General features: G+C 74.9%; 14 protein-coding genes and 1 other RNA gene. 8 read left to right on the forward strand and 7 right to left on the reverse strand.

Annotation, left to right across the window (positions count from 1 at the left end):
• The first annotated feature begins 136 nt into the window (after positions 1–136).
• Positions 137–781: a TetR/AcrR family transcriptional regulator gene (locus BX286_RS12010; RefSeq protein WP_079426472.1), complete on the forward strand. Its 645-nt coding sequence runs from the start codon at positions 137–139 to the stop codon at positions 779–781.
• A gap of 179 nt (positions 782–960) precedes the next feature.
• Positions 961–1,710 (forward strand): bifunctional DNA primase/polymerase, encoded by a 750-nt coding sequence (locus BX286_RS12015; protein ID WP_079426474.1) that lies wholly within the window; start codon positions 961–963, stop codon positions 1,708–1,710.
• Positions 1,711–1,791: 81 nt separating this feature from the next.
• On the opposite strand, the gene yaaA is transcribed toward BX286_RS12015, so the two are convergent.
• Together yaaA and BX286_RS12025 are read right to left on the reverse strand one after the other, a co-directional pair.
• Positions 1,792–2,592: a peroxide stress protein YaaA gene (gene yaaA / locus BX286_RS12020; protein ID WP_100863736.1), complete on the reverse strand. Its 801-nt coding sequence runs from the start codon at positions 2,590–2,592 to the stop codon at positions 1,792–1,794.
• Positions 2,593–2,853: 261 nt separating this feature from the next.
• Complete coding sequence (locus BX286_RS12025) at positions 2,854–3,810, reverse strand: helix-turn-helix transcriptional regulator (protein WP_123995630.1); 957 nt, start codon at positions 3,808–3,810, stop codon at positions 2,854–2,856.
• A gap of 267 nt (positions 3,811–4,077) precedes the next feature.
• On the opposite strand from BX286_RS12025, the gene BX286_RS12030 reads away from it, so the two are divergent.
• Positions 4,078–5,541 (forward strand): RNB domain-containing ribonuclease, encoded by a 1,464-nt coding sequence (locus BX286_RS12030; protein ID WP_079426482.1) that lies wholly within the window; start codon positions 4,078–4,080, stop codon positions 5,539–5,541.
• Here the strand turns inward: BX286_RS12030 and BX286_RS12035 are convergent.
• On the reverse strand, positions 5,423–6,319 hold the full coding sequence (locus tag BX286_RS12035; protein WP_121014955.1) for a hypothetical protein: 897 nt from the start codon (positions 6,317–6,319) through the stop codon (positions 5,423–5,425). The two genes, BX286_RS12030 and BX286_RS12035, sit on opposite strands and share 119 nt — an antisense overlap.
• Positions 6,316–6,471 (reverse strand): hypothetical protein, encoded by a 156-nt coding sequence (locus tag BX286_RS12040; RefSeq protein ID WP_315974710.1) that lies wholly within the window; start codon positions 6,469–6,471, stop codon positions 6,316–6,318. Before BX286_RS12040 ends, BX286_RS12035 begins: the two co-directional genes overlap by 4 nt.
• A gap of 172 nt (positions 6,472–6,643) precedes the next feature.
• Between BX286_RS12040 and rnpB the strand changes: the two genes are divergently transcribed.
• From rnpB to BX286_RS12060, 3 genes are all read left to right on the forward strand, one after another.
• Positions 6,644–7,045, forward strand: an RNA gene (rnpB, locus tag BX286_RS12045) — RNase P RNA component class A.
• Between the two features lie 351 nt (positions 7,046–7,396).
• Positions 7,397–7,963, forward strand: a complete 567-nt coding sequence (locus BX286_RS12055; RefSeq protein WP_121014956.1) for a Uma2 family endonuclease — start codon at positions 7,397–7,399, stop codon at positions 7,961–7,963.
• A 145-nt stretch (positions 7,964–8,108) separates the two neighbouring features.
• On the forward strand, positions 8,109–10,076 hold the full coding sequence (locus BX286_RS12060) for a serine/threonine-protein kinase (RefSeq protein WP_079426490.1): 1,968 nt from the start codon (positions 8,109–8,111) through the stop codon (positions 10,074–10,076).
• A gap of 75 nt (positions 10,077–10,151) precedes the next feature.
• Here BX286_RS12060 and BX286_RS12065 read toward each other — a convergent pair whose 3' ends face one another.
• The 3 genes from BX286_RS12065 to BX286_RS12075 are packed head-to-tail and all read right to left on the reverse strand — an operon-like array spanning position 10,152 to position 13,401.
• On the reverse strand, positions 10,152–11,801 hold the full coding sequence (locus BX286_RS12065; RefSeq protein WP_100863732.1) for a bifunctional RNase H/acid phosphatase: 1,650 nt from the start codon (positions 11,799–11,801) through the stop codon (positions 10,152–10,154).
• A complete protein-coding gene (locus BX286_RS12070; protein WP_079426494.1) occupies positions 11,801–12,544 on the reverse strand; it encodes a zinc ribbon domain-containing protein in 744 nt (247 codons plus the stop codon). Before BX286_RS12070 ends, BX286_RS12065 begins: the two co-directional genes overlap by 1 nt.
• Entirely contained in the window at positions 12,541–13,401 is an 861-nt protein-coding gene (locus BX286_RS12075; protein ID WP_079426496.1) for a Nif3-like dinuclear metal center hexameric protein, read from the reverse strand. The genes BX286_RS12070 and BX286_RS12075 overlap by 4 nt, the downstream gene beginning before the upstream one ends.
• A 172-nt stretch (positions 13,402–13,573) precedes the next feature.
• Between BX286_RS12075 and BX286_RS12080 the strand changes: the two genes are divergently transcribed.
• Together BX286_RS12080 and BX286_RS12085 are read left to right on the forward strand one after the other, a co-directional pair.
• Positions 13,574–14,686 carry a hypothetical protein gene (locus tag BX286_RS12080; RefSeq protein ID WP_187344123.1) on the forward strand — a complete coding sequence of 371 codons (1,113 nt, stop codon included), beginning with the start codon at positions 13,574–13,576 and terminating at the stop codon, positions 14,684–14,686.
• 33 nt (positions 14,687–14,719) lie between these two features.
• Positions 14,720–15,361 (forward strand): HAD-IA family hydrolase, encoded by a 642-nt coding sequence (locus tag BX286_RS12085; protein WP_100863730.1) that lies wholly within the window; start codon positions 14,720–14,722, stop codon positions 15,359–15,361.
• Position 15,362 lies beyond the last annotated feature (1 nt).

Consider the following 15,362-nt stretch of genomic DNA (forward strand, 5'->3'; position numbering starts at 1 on the left):
ACTGCGGACTCACGGTACGGGTGTGTACGGAGAGAATCGTCTCCCCTCAGGGTGCGGCCGCACAGTGAACCGATCGGGTGGTTTACCACAACGGCCGGAAGACGAGACGTCTCGACGGGATTGGTACGTTGGGCCGATGAGCAAGCCTCCGGACTCCAGCCGCCGCAGCGAGCGCTCCCGGCGCGCCATCCTCGAATCCGCCCTCGCCCTCGTCGGCGAGGTCGGCTACAACAAGCTGACCATCGAGGCCATCGCGGCCCGCGCGGGCGTCGGCAAGCAGACCATCTACCGCTGGTGGCCCTCGAAGGCGGACGTCCTGCTGGACGCCTCGCTGGCCCTGGCCGGTGAGAGCGGGACCGATTCCGGCTGGTCGGGATTCCCCGATACGGGTGACCTGGCGGCCGATCTGAAGACCGTCCTGCGGGCCACCGCGGACGAGTTCTCCGACCCCCGCTACGACGCCCCGGCACGCGCCCTGACGGCGGCCGGGGCGACCGACCCCGAGCTGGGGGCCCGTTTCACCGAGCAGCTGCTGGAGCCCCAGCTCGCCCTCTACGAGGCGCGGTTGCGGTCGGCCCAGAAGGCCGGGCAGCTCGCGGCGGACGTCGACGTCCGGCTCGTGGTGGAGCTGCTGGTGGGTCCCGTGACCTACCGGTGGCTGATGCGGACGGCGCCGCTGAGCCATGCGTACACGGACGCGCTGGTGGACTCCGTGCTGGGCGGCGTGGGCGGCGCTGCCGGTGACGGCGTGGGCGGCGGCGCGGGGGGCGGTGTGGCGTAAGTCACCGTCCGATAGCCGGACAGCCTGCGACCTCGGCAAGACCGAGAACATATGGCCGGATTGTGCGGTTATCGGGGGAAGTGGGCCCGGGGGTCCGGTCGGGGGGTGCGGTCACCGGGCCCACGGGATGGTGGGACCATGGATTGGTCTGCCGGGGCAACGGTGAGGTGAGGGGATCGATGGGGTCTGAGTCCGGCCGCGTCAAACGCGGCGAGCAGAGCAGGATTTCCCAGTGGCTGCGCCGCCGCTCGAAACCCGCTCCAGAGGACCCCGGCAGGGAACGCGAAGCGCTCCTCGTGGCCGTCGCCGCCGCCGGACTCCCGGTCGCCCCCGCCGCCCATCCCGTCGGCTACCGCTGTTCGTGCGACCGCATCGGCTGTCCCACCCCGGCCCGGCACCCGGTCTCGTTCGCCTGGCAGACCCAGTCGACCACCGACCGCGCCCAGATCGAACGCTGGGCCCGCAACCAGCCCCAGGCCAACTTCATCACCGCCACCGGCATGGTCCACGACGTCCTGGACGTGCCCCTGGAGGCCGGCCGCAGCGCCCTGGACCGCCTGCTCGCCGCCGGCATCGAGGTGGGCCCGGTCGCCGAGTCGGGCGGCACGGGCGACCAGGCGCGGATGCTCTTCTTCACGGCGACCCGCGGTACGCCCGAGGACGAGGACGAGTGGTGGCCCTGCGAACTGGACTGCCACCCCGAGACGATGGACGAACACCCGGGGCTGCGGTGGCACTGCCGCGGCAGCTACGTCCTGCTCCCGCCGGCGGCGCTGCCGGGTGAGTTCGCGGTGACGTGGGTGAGGGACGTCCGCCACGCCCTGCCGGACCCGCTGACCCTCCTGGAGACCCTGACGGACGCGTGCGCGCAGTACGCGGGCACGGCGGACCAGAGCCCTTCGGCGGTCGCCTGGCCCCTGGGCCGCTAGGGACTTTGACGACAGGCCCTGGGCCGTCTCCTGCGGGTGCCGCTGCACGGGGCTGTCACCCGGCCCGCGCAGCGGCCCCGGTCAGTGGATCTGGGTGACCACCACGTCCAGGGACCAGGCCCGCCCCGCCCGCGCCGGAGCCTCCGCCTCCACCGCGTACCCCAGGTCCCGCAGCGCGGCCACCAGCTCCGCCGGTCCCGCCGGCTCGACCCCCGCGACCAGCAGGTCCCGCACCAGCCGCCCCTTCGTCGCCTTGTTGAAGTGGCTCACCACCGACCGCTTCTCCACCCCGTCCACGATCTGCGCGTGCAGCACCCGCACCGTGGCCGTGCGCCCCGCCGTCTCCCCCTTCGGCTTCCACGCCGACGCGTACGCCGACGACCTCAGGTCCAGCACCAGCCCGTCCCCCGCCGCCTCCGGCATCACCTCCGCCATCGGCGTGCGCCAGTACGCGCCCAGCGCGCCCAGCCCCGGCAGCTTCACACCCATCGAGCACCGGTACGACGGAATCCGGTCGGTCACCCGCACCGCGCCCCACAGCCCGGAGAACACCAGCAGGGTCCGCTCGGCCAGGGCCCGCGCGGGCTCCGGCAGCGCCGCCAGGCCGAGGGCGTCGTAAAGGACCCCCGTGTAGATCTCCCCCGCCGGCAGCGCCGCCGCCGACCGCAGCCCGGCGTTCTTGGCGACCTCGCCCCGCAGCCCCTCGCTGAGCCCCAGCACCTCGCGCGCCTTGAGCTCGTCGCCCGCGCACAGCTCGACCAGCTCCTCCAGCACGGCCGCCCGCGCCCCGGCCAGCCCGGGCAGCGACAGCGACGCGGCGTCGAGCGGTGCGCCGGAGCCGCCGGCGGCCTTTCCCTCGGAGGGCGGCAGCAGCACGAGCACGGTGGTTCTCCTATCGATGGCACGTCGCGGGGGGTGCGGCCCCCGGGCCAGGGTAGACGGCCCGCCGCGGGCCGGTCACGGGCGAACGGCCACGGCCGTGCCCGGGCCGCTGGGCCGGGGCGGGCCGTGGCCGCCGGTGGGGGGTCCGTGGTGGGCGGTGCCTCGTCGCCCGTCGTGCCGTGGTGCTGGACCGACTGTCCGCTGCGGCGCCCGGCCGCGTCCAGGTGTTTCGAGCAGGTTCGAAAGACCTGGACGCGCACCTCAGCCGCGCAGTAGAAGGGAGCCCAGCGAGGTCGCCGTGTGCAGGACGGAGTTGCGGTGGCGGGCCGAGCTGATCAGGCCCGCCGCGCGCAGCACCGCGGTGTGGTGGCTGACCGAGGCCTGGGACATCCCGACCAGCCGGGCGAGTTCGGAGGTGCTGCGGGAGCCCTCCGAGGTGTGGTGCAGGATCTCCGAACGGGTGCGCCCGATCAGCGGCACGAGCTTGCGCCCGGCGGAGCCGTCCGGGGCCACGGTGCGCCGTGCCGGGTAGGTGAGGACCGGCGGGAGTTCCGGGTCGAGGAGCGACACCGGGGTACGGGCGCGGAACAGGGTGGGGACGAGGAGCAGGCCCCGCCCGCCCAGGTGCAGCTCCTGGTCGACCGGGTACTGGACTTCGAGCACCGGGGGTCTCCAGCGCATGCCGGGCCCCAGTCCCGACAGGACCCCCTCGATCCCGGACTCGGCGGCCGTCTTCGCCTGCGCCGCGTACTCCGCCCGGACCGTGGTCCGCATCGTCTGTTCCAGGGGTGCCACCGCCGCCGCGTGATAGCCGCGCAGGGCTCCGGCCAGTCCCCGCAACGCGTCGGGGCGGCCTGCGCCGAGGTCCTGCGTCCAGGTGGGGAGGGCCCCGCCGGCCGCGAGGACCGCCAGGTCGCCGCGCAGGTGGCGGGCGGGCGTGGCGGTGAGGGCGTCGAGGCCGTGCTCGATGTCCGCGGAGCCGTCGGAGGGGGTGAGGAAGTCGGGGAAGTAGCCGAGCGGGCGCACCAGCGGCAGGAGGGTGCGCAGGCTGTCGAGCCGGCGGGCCCGGACCGCGCGGCCCCAGGCGTCGGCCGCCGGGTTGCCGGTGCGGCGCTGGAGCATGCGCAGGCTCAGCACCGTCTCCCACAGGGGATCCGGCCGGCTGGCCACGCTCGTGCGGGCCAGATCGGCTCCGGTGAAGTGAATCCTCAACAGCATGTGCCGCCCCGTGATTGAGTTCCGATCGGTTCCGGTGGGTTCGGGCGATCCGCCCCCCACATTGCGCCCCGGCCGGGCTCCGCGTTCCAGGAGGTTTCACGCCGTCGTGCGCGGCCGTTTCCGCGCCGTGTTCCGGTGAGCGGAACACGGCGCGGAATATCGGACACCCGCGGACCGCGCACCCGTACGCGCGGGGGTCCCCGCGCGCGGCCCCGCCTCCCGCGCCGCTGCCGAGAAGATCTCCCCGGCAGGACATACGCTCGGTCCATGCCACGCCGTCACATGCACATGGCCGGTGCGGACGGTGCCGCCCTGGGCGCCGCGCTGCGTGAGCTGCGGACGCGTCTGGGCGTGCCCGACGCCTTCCCGGCGGAGGTGCTCGCCGAGGCCGAGCGGGCCGCGGCCGCTCCCCGGCTGCCCGCCGAGGACGCCACCGACCTGCCCCTCTTCACCATCGACCCGCCGGCCTCCGTGGACCTCGACCAGGCGATGCACCTGGCGAAACGGTCCGGCGGGGGCTACCGCGTCCACTACGCGATCGCCGACGTCGCCGCCTTCGTCACCCCCGGCGGCGCCCTCGACACCGAGGCCCACCGCCGGGTCACCACCCTCTACTTCCCCGACGGCCGGGTGCCCCTGCACCCGCAGGTGCTCTCCGAGGGCGCGGCCAGCCTGCTGCCCGGCCAGACCCGCCCGGCCCTGCTGTGGCGGCTCGACCTGGACGCCGACGGACGGGTGGAGACCACCGACGTCCGCCGCGCCCTGGTCCGCAGCCGGGCCAAACTCGACTACGACGGCGTGCAGAAGGCCATCGACACCGGCACCGCCGAACCCGCCCTGGCCCTGCTGAAGGACGTCGGGACCCTGCGCGAGGCCCTGGAGACGGCGCGCGGCGGGATCTCCCTGAACGTCCCCGAACAGGAGGTCGTCCTCGCACCGGACGGCTCGTACCACCTGGCCTACCGGGCGCCGCTGCCCGCCGACGGCTGGAACGCCCAGATCTCCCTGATGACCGGCATGGCCGCCGCCGACCTGATGCTGGCCGCCGGGACCGGGATCCTGCGCACCCTCCCGGCCGCCCCCGACGGTGCGGTGGGCCGGCTGCGGCGGGCCGCGCAGGCCCTGCGGATCGACTGGCCGCACCACGTGCCGTACGCCCGGCTGGTGCGCTCCCTCGACCCGCGGATCCCCGCGCACGCCGCGTTCCTCCAGGAGTGCACGGCGCTGCTGCGCGGCGCCGGGTACACGGTGTTCACCGGCGGCGAGCGGCCCGAGCACGCCGTGCACGCGGCGGTCGCGGCGCCGTACACGCACAGCACCGCCCCGCTGCGGCGGCTCGTCGACCGCTACGCCGGGGAGCTGTGCGTGGCGGCGGTCGCGGGGGCGGCGCCGCCCGACTGGGCGGTGGCGGCGCTGGCGGCGCTGCCGCACGAGATGCAGGAGGGGACCAGGCTGGCCAACTCCGTGGAGCGGGAGTGCGTGGACCTGGTCGAGGCGGCCCTGCTGAAAGACCGGGTCGGGGAGACCTTCGAGGCGACGGTCATCGACGTCGAGGAGCGGGACCCGCAGGCCGGGACGGTCCACCTGGAGGACCCGGCGGTGGTCGGCCGGGTCAGGTCCGAGGCGGGTCCCCTGCCGCTGGGCGACCGCATCCGGGTCCGCCTGACGCAGGCCGACCCGGGCACCGCGAAGATCCTCTTCGCGCCCGCGGCTGCCGCCGCAGGGCGGTGACCAGGGCGCGGGGGTCGTCGGCGTGGAAGCGGATCGTCCGGGCCCGCGCGCGGGCGCCGAGGGGGCGGCGGAACTCCAGGGGGCGGTGCAGCTCCAGGGTGACCGTCGTCTGGCTGCCCACGATCAGGTCGAGCACCCCGTCTCCGGAGAGGGTGACCAGCCGGCCCTCCGGGTAGCGCCGGTCCACCCGGACCGAGGCCACCGCCTCCGGCGGGACGGTGAGGTCGAACAGGGCCCCGTAGCGGATCCGCAGCGTCCCGTCGGGCCGTACGACGTGCGGGCGGGTCACGCAGGCGGTGTGCAGGGCGAGCACCAGCAGCACCCCGTAGACGTCGAGCACGAGCACCACCCGGTGCACGGCCGGCCAGGGGATGAGCAGGGCGAGCGCGACGGTCTCGATCAGAGACACGAAGAGCAGCCCGTACATCATCGCCGTCTGCGGCCCCGTGTAGGCGGCGGCGAGGTCCCCCGGCCGCACCCCGTGCGGGCGGCGGGCCACCCACCGGCCGAGCGAGGCGCAGGCCCGCAGCTCGTGCAGCAGCAGCCGGCGCACCGGCTCCGGCACCACGGCCCTTACGGCCTCCCGCCAGGAGCCGGTGCGCCGCCGCAGCGAGACCAGCACCCAGCCCTCCAGCAGCAGCATCCCGAGCACCGCCGACTCGACGCCGGCGGTCAGCCGGCCGGGCGGCCGCACCCCGGACGCGAGGCAGACGACGAGGACCAGCTCGCCCGGTACCGCGGCGGCGGCCGCGATCCGGGCCGCACGGACGGCGTTCACGCCGGCCCCCTTCCCGCGAAGGCCGCCATCACCCGGCGGACGACCTCCGCCTGGGCGGGGGCGTACTCGGCGAGCAGCGCCTCCCCGAAGCCGGGGACGACGGGCCCGCCCGCCGGAATCGCGGCGAAGGCCGCATCCGGTACGGCGGCCACCATCGCCTCCGCGAGCGGGCCGATCCGTGGGTCGTCGGCGGGGGCGTCGGCCAGCTGGTGACCCCGACGAGCGTGGCGATCTCTCCGATCCGCATGCCCCTCAGTAGAAGCCCTGCCGCTGCGTCAAGGTCAAGCCGGCACCGGCAGCCGGTAGCATGGTCGCTACGACAGACGAGTCGGCCGGGCGGCCGCGTCGGGATCCCCGGATCCCGCCGAGGAACGTCCGGGCTCCACAGGGCAGGGTGGTGGGTAACGCCCACCCGGGGTGACCCGCGGGACAGTGCCACAGAAAACAGACCGCCGGGGGCTTCGGCCGCCGGTAAGGGTGAAACGGTGGTGTAAGAGACCACCAGCGCCTGAGGTGACTCAGGCGGCTAGGTAAACCCCACCTGGAGCAAGGTCAAGAGGATCCGTCCCCGGACGGATCTGCGCGAACGCTTGAGGGCTGCCCGCCCGAGTTCGCGGGTAGACCGCACGAGGCCGGCGGCAACGCCGGCCCTAGATGGATGGCCGTCTCCCCGGCGACCGCGAGGTCTCCGGGCGACAGAACCCGGCGTACAGGCCGGCTCGTCCTGCCGAACGCCCCGGACCGGGGATCCTCCGGTCCGGGGCTTTTGCGTCCCGGACACGGAAAAGGGGGCTGCCCGCCGCCGCCCGGAACCGCTCACCGGAGCCGCTGTCACAGGCGCCCGGTACCGTGGGCAACGGACGAGAGGACACACCTTGCAGTTCGACCAGTTGTTCACCGACCGGCTCGCCGCCGTGGGGGCCACCCCGGTGCTTCGGGCGTGGACGATGGCCGTGACCTGCCTCGCCGCCCTTCGGCTGCCGGCACTCTCCCTGGTCCCGCGCTCCGGCTCCGTACCCAGCAGGCGCGCAGTCCCCCAACCGGTACCCGCCGCGTAACCCATTGGGAGCACCCACGATGTCCGCCCAGCACCGGCACCGCGAGTACCTCCCCGTCGACCGGGAGACCTCGCTCAAGTTCGCCGTACAGAGACTCGATGAGAGCGGCGTACGCGCGCAGCTCATCGAGGGGGAATTCGAGATCATGGCTCCCACCTGGGACCACGAGAACGCCGTGCACCTGATCCGCGACGGCCTCGCCCACAGGGCCCGAGAGCTGAAATGCGTCAAGGGCTCGGGGAACCTCGACCTGCCGGGTACCGAGAACTGGTACCTGCCCGATATCGCGATCATCCCGCAGGAGATCGCCAAGGGCGCCAAGTCCCTGCCTGTGGACGAGGCGCTCCTCGTGGTGGAGGTGACATCCGAGTCGAACGCGTCCGACGACCGGATCAAGAAGCGCCGCCGGTACGGCCAGTTCGGGGTACCGCTCTACCTGCTCGTGGACCGCATCGACGGTACCTGGACCCTCTTCTCCGACCCCGTCCACGACGGCTACGCGCAGGCGGAGGGGCCGCACGCCTTCGGAGTCCCGGTCCGGCTCCCCGAGCCGTTCGGTATCGAGATCGACACCACGGGCCTGTAGCGCGCCCCTCGAACGGGCCCCACGGGCACGGAACATGAACAGCGCCGGCCTTGACGAACTGTCAGAACTGTCAGAATGCGCCCTTGAGGGTCACCGGGATGAGACGGTCGCCCCCGACAAGCCGCGCTGACAGAGAGAAGTCCCCTTGAGAAGCACCGACCCTGGTGGGCGGGTCCAGCCCGCCCACCCCGGTGACCCGAAGAGGATCGGTCCCTACCGGATCATCGGGCGCCTCGGCAGCGGCGGCATGGGCATCGTCCACGCCGCCCTCGACCCCCGGGGAACGAGGGTCGCGGTCAAGGCGGTCCACCAGCCGCTGGCGCAGGATCCGGAGTTCCGGGCAAGGTTCCGCCGCGAGGTCGCCCTGTCCTCCCGTGTGCAAGGGCCCTGCCTGGTGCCCCTGTTGGCCGCCGATCCCGAGGCCGCAGGCCCGTGGCTGGCGACGGAGTACATACCCGGCCCGACGCTGGACCGGCACCTCGCCGCTCACGGCCCGCTCGTCGGCGGCAGTCTGTACGCCTTCGCCTCCGGGACCGCGCAGGCGCTCGCGGCGATCCACCGCGCAGGCGTCGTCCACCGCGACGTGAAGCCGCAGAACGTCATCCTGAGCCCCGCCGGACCGAGGATGCTGGACTTCGGCATCGCCCGCGCCTCCGACGGCACGTCCGTGACCCGTACCGGGATCATGACCGGCACACCCGGCTGGATCAGCCCCGAGCACTACCGCTCCGGCACGTCCGGCCCGGCCGGCGACGTCTTCGCCTGGGGCGCCCTCGTGGCCTACGCCGCCACGGGCCGCCTGCCCTTCGGAGCCGGAGCACCCGATGTGGTCGCCTTCCGCATCCTGTCGGGCGAGGCGGACCTAGAGGGTGTGCCGCAGGCGCTCCGCGAGTTGGTGGAGAAAGCCCTCTCCAAGACCCCTGACACCCGCCCGACGGCCGAAGAGGCCGCCCTCCACTGCGCGGCCCTGTTCGCCGCCGGGACCACGCAGGCCGGCCTGCCCGGCAGCGCACCGACCCTCGCCGAGGCGGTCCAGGCCCAGTGGACCGTTCCCGAGGTCGAGGACCCCGCCTGGGCCGCCCCGCCGTCCCGGGGCCGGAAGCGGCTGTTGTTCACCGTCGCCGTGGGCGCGGCCGTCGCCGGCGGGCTCGTCGGCGGACTCCTCGCTCTTCCCGCCGCTCACGGCCGACCGCCGGGGGCAGCCCCGTCCGGGGCTGCCCCCGGCCATACGGCCGCCGCCGTCTCCGGCACGTCGGCGTCCCCCGTCCCGGCCGGGAGCGGCGAGCCACCGTCCCCGGCCGCGGGCCCGACGGACAACGCGCCGACCCTCGCGACATGGCGGCAGGCACGGGCCGCACAGACGCCGGCCGAGAACGACGCCCGCCCGGCCATGGGGACCGGGGCCTGGCTCGACCCCGTCGCCTATCCCGATCAGCAGTTCGCCCTCACCTTCCACCAGCCCCGTGGCGAGGTGTACATCGCCTCCGGCGGCCAGGAACTCGACGGCGGGACGATGCGCGAGCTGGCCCGGCTCGCCTGCCTGGGCCTGCGCGGCCTCCGCGGCGCCTACCCGGACCTCCCGTACAGCACCTACGTGATCGTCGACACCGCGCGCCGAGGAGGCCCTGCGGTCATCTGGTCGGACAACTTCCTCACCAACACCACCTGCTCGGCGTCCGTGACGGACCGCACCACGGCTCCGCGGGCGGAGCAGGCCACCGACTGGTATCCCCTCGCCACGGGGTTCGCCGCCGCCCAGATCCCGTCACACGACCCGGACGAGATCCGCATCGCCGACCGGATCGCCACCGCGATCATCAAGGACTGGAACGCCGACCCGTCCGGCAGCAGGGCCGGCCGCCTCAGCCACGACAACCTGAGCGTCGGGTTCGACCCCGCCAACCGCGTGATGTACGTGTGGGCGGACGAGCCCCGGTGGGACGGGGCCACGCGGGCGGAGTGGGCGCGCCTGGCATCCCTTCGGTCCTGCAGGGAACTGTCGGGTGAGACCACCGCGCACTGGCCCTATTCCAAGTACGCCGTCCTCATCAACGGCGACTCCGGGGGTGACGTCTTCCTGCGCTGGGATTCCACCGGAAGCTGCACGGTCTGACCTGAGGGCGGAAGGCCCCGCCCTTGGGTCGGGGCCTTCCCCTGCGCGGCATTCGGGGCGGGGCCGCCCCGTCGGTCAGCGCAGGTGCGAGGTGTCGTTGAGGAGCCGGACCGAGGTGTTGCCGTCGGCGTAGTAGGCCACCGCCGAGAGGGAGGCCGCGGAGAGCTCCATCTTGAACAGGGACTCCGGCGGGGCGCCCAGCGCGAGACGGACCAGGGTCTTCACCGGGGTCACGTGGGTGACCAACAGGACCGTGCGGCCCGCGTACGCGGACAGCAGCCGGTCCCGGGTGGCGGAGACCCGGCGGGTGACGGCGGCGAAGCTCTCGCCGCCGCCCGTGGGGGCGGCCTTCGGGGAGTCCAGCCAGGCCTGGAGGTCGTCGGGGAAGCGCTCGCGCACCTCGGCGAAGGTCAGGCCCTCCCAGGCGCCGAAGTCCGTCTCCCGCAGGCCCTCCTCGACGGTGACCGGCAGTCCGAGGCGGTCGGCGACGGCCTGGGCGGTCTCGCGGCAGCGGCGCAGGGGCGAGCTGACGACGGCCTGGACTGTGCCCCGCGCGGCCAGCGCCTCGGCCACGGCGGCGGCCTGCCGGCGCCCGGCCTCGGACAGCTCCGGGTCGGTGCCCCCACTGCCGGAGAACCGCTTCTGCGGGGTCAGGGCGGTCTCGCCGTGCCGTAGCAGCACGAAGGTGGCGGGGGCCCCCATGTCAGGGCCACCCCAGCCGGTGCCGGTGCCTCCGGCGGTGGCGCGGGGCTGGGCGGCTGCGGCCGGGGCTCCGGCGCCCCGGGCGGCCAAGCCCGCCGGGCTCTGGGCGGCGGCGCCGGCCGGAGCGGAGCCCGGGGCCGGGGTCTGGGCCGGAGCCACCGGGGCCAGGGCCTCGGCTTCGCCGAAGAGGGTGTCGGCCTCCGGGCCGGCCGCGGTCCGGGCTGCGCGCAGGTCGGCGGCGACATCCCGGGCAGCCGGGCCGGCGGACGGGGTGCCGTGGGCCGCGCTCCGCGCCGCGCGCACGTCGGCGGTCGCCGTGCCCGGGGTCGCGGGGCCGGAGGGGGTCGCGGGGCCGGCCGCGGTGTGCGCCGCGCGCACGTCGGTGCCGGCCGGGGCCGGGTGGGATTCCGCCGCGGCGGCGGAGTCGGCGGGCACAGCGGACCTCGTGGCGCCGCCGGAGGCCGCCGCGGCGGCGGAGTCGGCCGGCGCAGCGGGCCTCGTGGCGCCGCCGGAGGCCATGGCGGCGCGGACCGCGGCCGCGCCCTTCGCCGCGTCGCCCGGGGGGCCCTGCGGGGGCAGGTCGGCCGTGGAGGCGGAGGGTTCCCACTGCCCGCCCCGGCGGCCCGCGTCCATCGCCTCGTTGGCCAGGCGGTCCGCGTGCTTGTTGCGCTCGCGCGGGATCCACTCGTACGTGACCTGCCCGCGCGGCAGGACCGTCGCCGCCTCCGCCGCCAGCGGCTTCATGTCGGGGTGCTTGATCTTCCAGCGGCCCGACATCTGCTCCACGACGAGCTTCGAGTCCATCCGGACCCGGACCTCCGCGTCGGCGGCCAGCTCACGGGCGGCCTTCAGCCCCGCGATGAGGCCCCGGTACTCGGCGACGTTGTTCGTCGCGACGCCGATGAACTCGGCGCGTTCGGCCAGGGTCTCTCCCGTGACCGGGTCCAGGACGACCGCGCCGTAGCCAGCGGGCCCCGGGTTGCCCCGGGAGCCGCCGTCGGCCTCCACGACGAAACGCGGCATCAGATGCCCGAGTCCGCCGTACGGACCAGGATGCGGCCGCAGTTGTCGTGGCGTACGACCTGGTTGGCGGCGGCGGCCTTGATCTCGTTGATCTCGGCCATGTCGAGTTCCAGGCGGCAGCCCTCGCAGCGGCGCTGGTACAGGCGCGCCGCACCCACGCCGCCCTGCTTGACGCGGATCTTCTCGTACAGGGCCATCAGGTCGGCCGGCATGGAGCCGACGATGACCTCGCGGTCCTTGGTGATCTTCGCGGCCTCGGCGTCCAGCTCACCGGTGGCGGCGTCGCGGCGCGCGATGGCGTCGGCGAGCTTGGCCTCCAGCGCGGAGACCCGCCCGGTGATCTCGGTGACGCGCTCCTGCGCGCCCTCCAGGCGCTCCATGACCTCCAGGACCACGTCCTCCAGGTCGGCCTGCCGCTTGGCGAGCGAGGCGACCTCGCTCTGCAGGTTCGCCAGGTCCCTGGCCGAGACGCCGGCGCCCGACTCCAGGCGCTGCTGGTCGCGGGCGGCGCGCTGGCGCACCTGGTCGACGTCCTGCTCGGCCTTGGTCTGCTCGCGGGCGGCGTCGCTGGCCTGCGTCTGGGCGGCGACGAGGAGGTCGCGCTGCTGGCTGAGGTCCTTGGTCAGGGAGTCGGCTTCGGCGTGCTCGGGCAGCGACTTGCGCTTGTGGGCGAGCTGCGACAGGCGGACGTCCAGGGCCTGGACGTCGAGCAGTCGGATCTGGTCGGCGGGCTCGGCGTTCAGTTGGGGGCTCCAGAGACACTAGAAGGGGTGGTTTCGGACGGCGCATGAGCCGTCCACGGGTCGGTGGCCGTGCGCGACACGTGGGTCCGCAGACCCCAGCCGTGGCGCTCGGAGATCGCGTCGAGCTGGGCCGCGGCCTGCTCGCACCAGGGCCACTCGGTGGCCCAGTGGGCGGCGTCGACGAGGGCGAGCGGGCTCTGCTCGCGGGCCTCGGACACCGGGTGGTGACGCAGGTCGGCGGTGAGGAACGCGTCCACGCCGGCGGCGCGGACCTGTGCGAAGAGGCTGTCGCCGGAGCCGCCGCTGACGGCGACGGTGCGGATCGGGGTCTCCGGGTCGCCGGCGACGCGGATGCCCTGGGCGGTGCGCGGGAGCCGGGCGGCGGCGCGGGCGGTGAACTCGCGCAGGGTCTCGGGGTGGTCCAGTTCGCAGATCCGACCGAGGCCGCGGCGGCCCGACGGGTCGGTCGGGTCGGGCACGAGCGGGCCGGTGACGCGCAGGTCGAGGGCGCCGGCGAGGGCGTCGGAGACCCCGGGGTCGGCGGTGTCGGCGTTGGTGTGGGCGACGTGCAGCGCGATGTCGTTCTTGATCAGCGTGTGCACGACGCGGCCCTTGAAGGTGCCCGCCTCGACGGTGGTGGTGCCGCGCAGGTAGAGGGGGTGGTGGGTGACGACCAGGTCGGCGCCGAGCTTCACCGCCTCGTCGACGATCTCCTGTACGGGGTCCACGGCGAACAGCACCCGGGTGACCTCGGCGTCGGGGTCGCCGCAGACGGTGCCGACGGCGTCCCACTGCTCGGCCCGCGAGGGGGGCCAGAGAGCGTCCAGCGCGGCGATGACTTCAGAGAGAGAGGGCACGGGCCAAGGCTACCGTCCGTGGCGACCGCCCAGCCTGTCACCGGGACGGCACAGCCGGTCCCCCCGTCACGGGAGAACCGCGGTGGTGCCACCCGTACGTGTGAAGCATGCGCGGTCGTGTTGTCCGGTCGGAAGCACGAAACCTAGGTTCCTCCCCGGAGGTGACGGCCGGATGACTGTCTGTGCCACCGAGATGACCACGAGCGCCCCCCTCACGATCACCACCGACGGGGCGTACGCCGCGCGGCTGGCCGGGGAGGGGGAGGCCCGCTATCCCGAGCGGTGGACGCTCGACGGGCCCGAGCCGTACGCGGTGCCGCTGCCGCTCGCGCAGCCGGAGGAGGCCGACAGCGAGGTGCTGCCGCTGGCCGACGGGCGGGTGCTGATCCACCGCCGGGTCGCCGACCGGCACGCGTTCGCCCTGCTCTACCCCTCGGGCACGTACACGGGCCCCCGCGCCGCGGGCTCCGGCGCCGGACCGCGGACCGGGGAGCTCCGGCTCGGCGGGATCGACGCCGAGGAGGGGCTGCGGGTCCGGCTGCTGCCGCCCTGCCCCGACGGGAGCGCGGCCTACGCCCTGGCGGTGGGGGACGAGGAGACCACCGTCTGGCAGGTGGCCGGGCACGGCTCCGACGGGCCGCGGCGGGCCGCCGTGCTGCCGGGCCGCTGCTCCGGCGGGGTCTGGCTGGACCGCGCGGGCCGGCTGCTGTCGCTGGACCGGGAGACGGACGGGCGGGTCAAGGCGGTGGCCGTGGACCTGACCCGGGGCGGGGTGGTCACCCCGCTGCTGCAGATCGCCGAGGGCAGTGACGACCGGCTGCTGATGGCGGCCCCGGACAGCGGGCTGCTGCTGATCCGCTCGGACGCCCCGGGCGAGCCGCGGCTCGGCTGGGGGGTGCTGGGCAGCGCGCGCCCGGTCCGCTTCCCGGAGTGCCTGCGGCTGGAGGACGCCCACCCCTTCGCGGTGCAGCCGGGCCAGATCCTGATGCCGGAGACCTGCGGGGTCGCGCTGCGCGTCGGCGGGGGCGCGGGCGGTGGGGCGGGCCTCGCCCTGTGGCGTCCGGCCGACCGGTACGTGTTCCGGCTCGGCGCCCCGGAGGGCTGGCTCGGCACCGGCCTGTGGACCCCGGAGGGCCGGCTGCGGCTGCCGTACTCCACCCCGGAGGTCCCCTGCGGGACCGTCGGGCTGAGCCAGCCGGCCGCCCCGCCGCCGCCCGTGCACGTGGACCCGCCGCCGAAGCCGGCCGCCCGTCCGGTACCGCTGCGGGAGGCACCGCTGGGCTGATGCCCGTACGAAGTGGCGTGATAGGGAAGGGGCATGACCCTTTCGACAGCCCCCGGTACGGCCAGGCCCTTCGACGCGGTCCTGTGCGACGTCGACAACGTCATCCGGTTCTACGACTCCTCCCGGCTGGCCGAGCTGGAACGCGCGGCCGGGCTCCCGGAGGGGGCGACGGCGGCGGTGGCGTTCCGCCCGGACCAGGGCGACCCGCTGGTGCTCGGGCAGGTCACCAAGGAGCAGTGGGCGGAGTCGGTCGCCGACCGGCTCGGTGCCGAGGCCCCGCTGCCCGGGCAGCGGGCGCGGGAGCTGGCCGACGCCCTCGCCCTGTCCCCGTTCGAGGCCGACGAGGCCGTGGTCCGCGCGCTGCGCGGGGCGCGCGAGGCCGGACTCTCCCTGGTGCTGGTGACCAACGCGGCCCTGGACCTGGACGAGGACCTGGCGGCGATGGGGCTGGAGGACCTCGCGGACCACGTGGTCAACAGCGCCCTGGAAGGGGTGGCCAAGCCCGACCCGGAGATCTACGCGATCGCCGCCGGCCGGGCGGGCGCCGCCCCGGAGCGCTGCCTGTTCGTGGACGACCGGCGGGAGAACGTGGAGGCCGCCGTCGCGCTCGGGATGACGGGCGTCCACTTCCGTGGGCCCGAGGACCTGCGCGGGGCGCTCGCCTTCCTGGGATAGG

Origin of the sequence: Streptomyces sp. 3211.6, assembly GCF_003634815.1 — a bacterium.
GTDB lineage: Bacteria > Actinomycetota > Actinomycetes > Streptomycetales > Streptomycetaceae > Streptomyces > Streptomyces katrae_A.

Excerpts from the sequence above, each read along its gene's own strand:
- BX286_RS12085 (WP_100863730.1), top strand. The coding sequence starts at position 14,720 with ATGACCCTTTCGACAGCCCCCGGTACGGCCAGGCCCTTCGACGCGGTC.
- BX286_RS12010 (WP_079426472.1), top strand. The coding sequence starts at position 137 with ATGAGCAAGCCTCCGGACTCCAGCCGCCGCAGCGAGCGCTCCCGGCGC.
- BX286_RS12055 (WP_121014956.1), top strand. The coding sequence starts at position 7,397 with ATGTCCGCCCAGCACCGGCACCGCGAGTACCTCCCCGTCGACCGGGAG.
- BX286_RS12025 (WP_123995630.1), bottom strand. The coding sequence starts at position 3,810 with ATGCTGTTGAGGATTCACTTCACCGGAGCCGATCTGGCCCGCACGAGC.
- BX286_RS12030 (WP_079426482.1), top strand. The coding sequence starts at position 4,078 with ATGCCACGCCGTCACATGCACATGGCCGGTGCGGACGGTGCCGCCCTG.
- BX286_RS12080 (WP_187344123.1), top strand. The coding sequence starts at position 13,574 with ATGACTGTCTGTGCCACCGAGATGACCACGAGCGCCCCCCTCACGATC.
- BX286_RS12065 (WP_100863732.1), bottom strand. The coding sequence starts at position 11,801 with ATGCCGCGTTTCGTCGTGGAGGCCGACGGCGGCTCCCGGGGCAACCCG.
- BX286_RS12015 (WP_079426474.1), top strand. The coding sequence starts at position 961 with ATGGGGTCTGAGTCCGGCCGCGTCAAACGCGGCGAGCAGAGCAGGATT.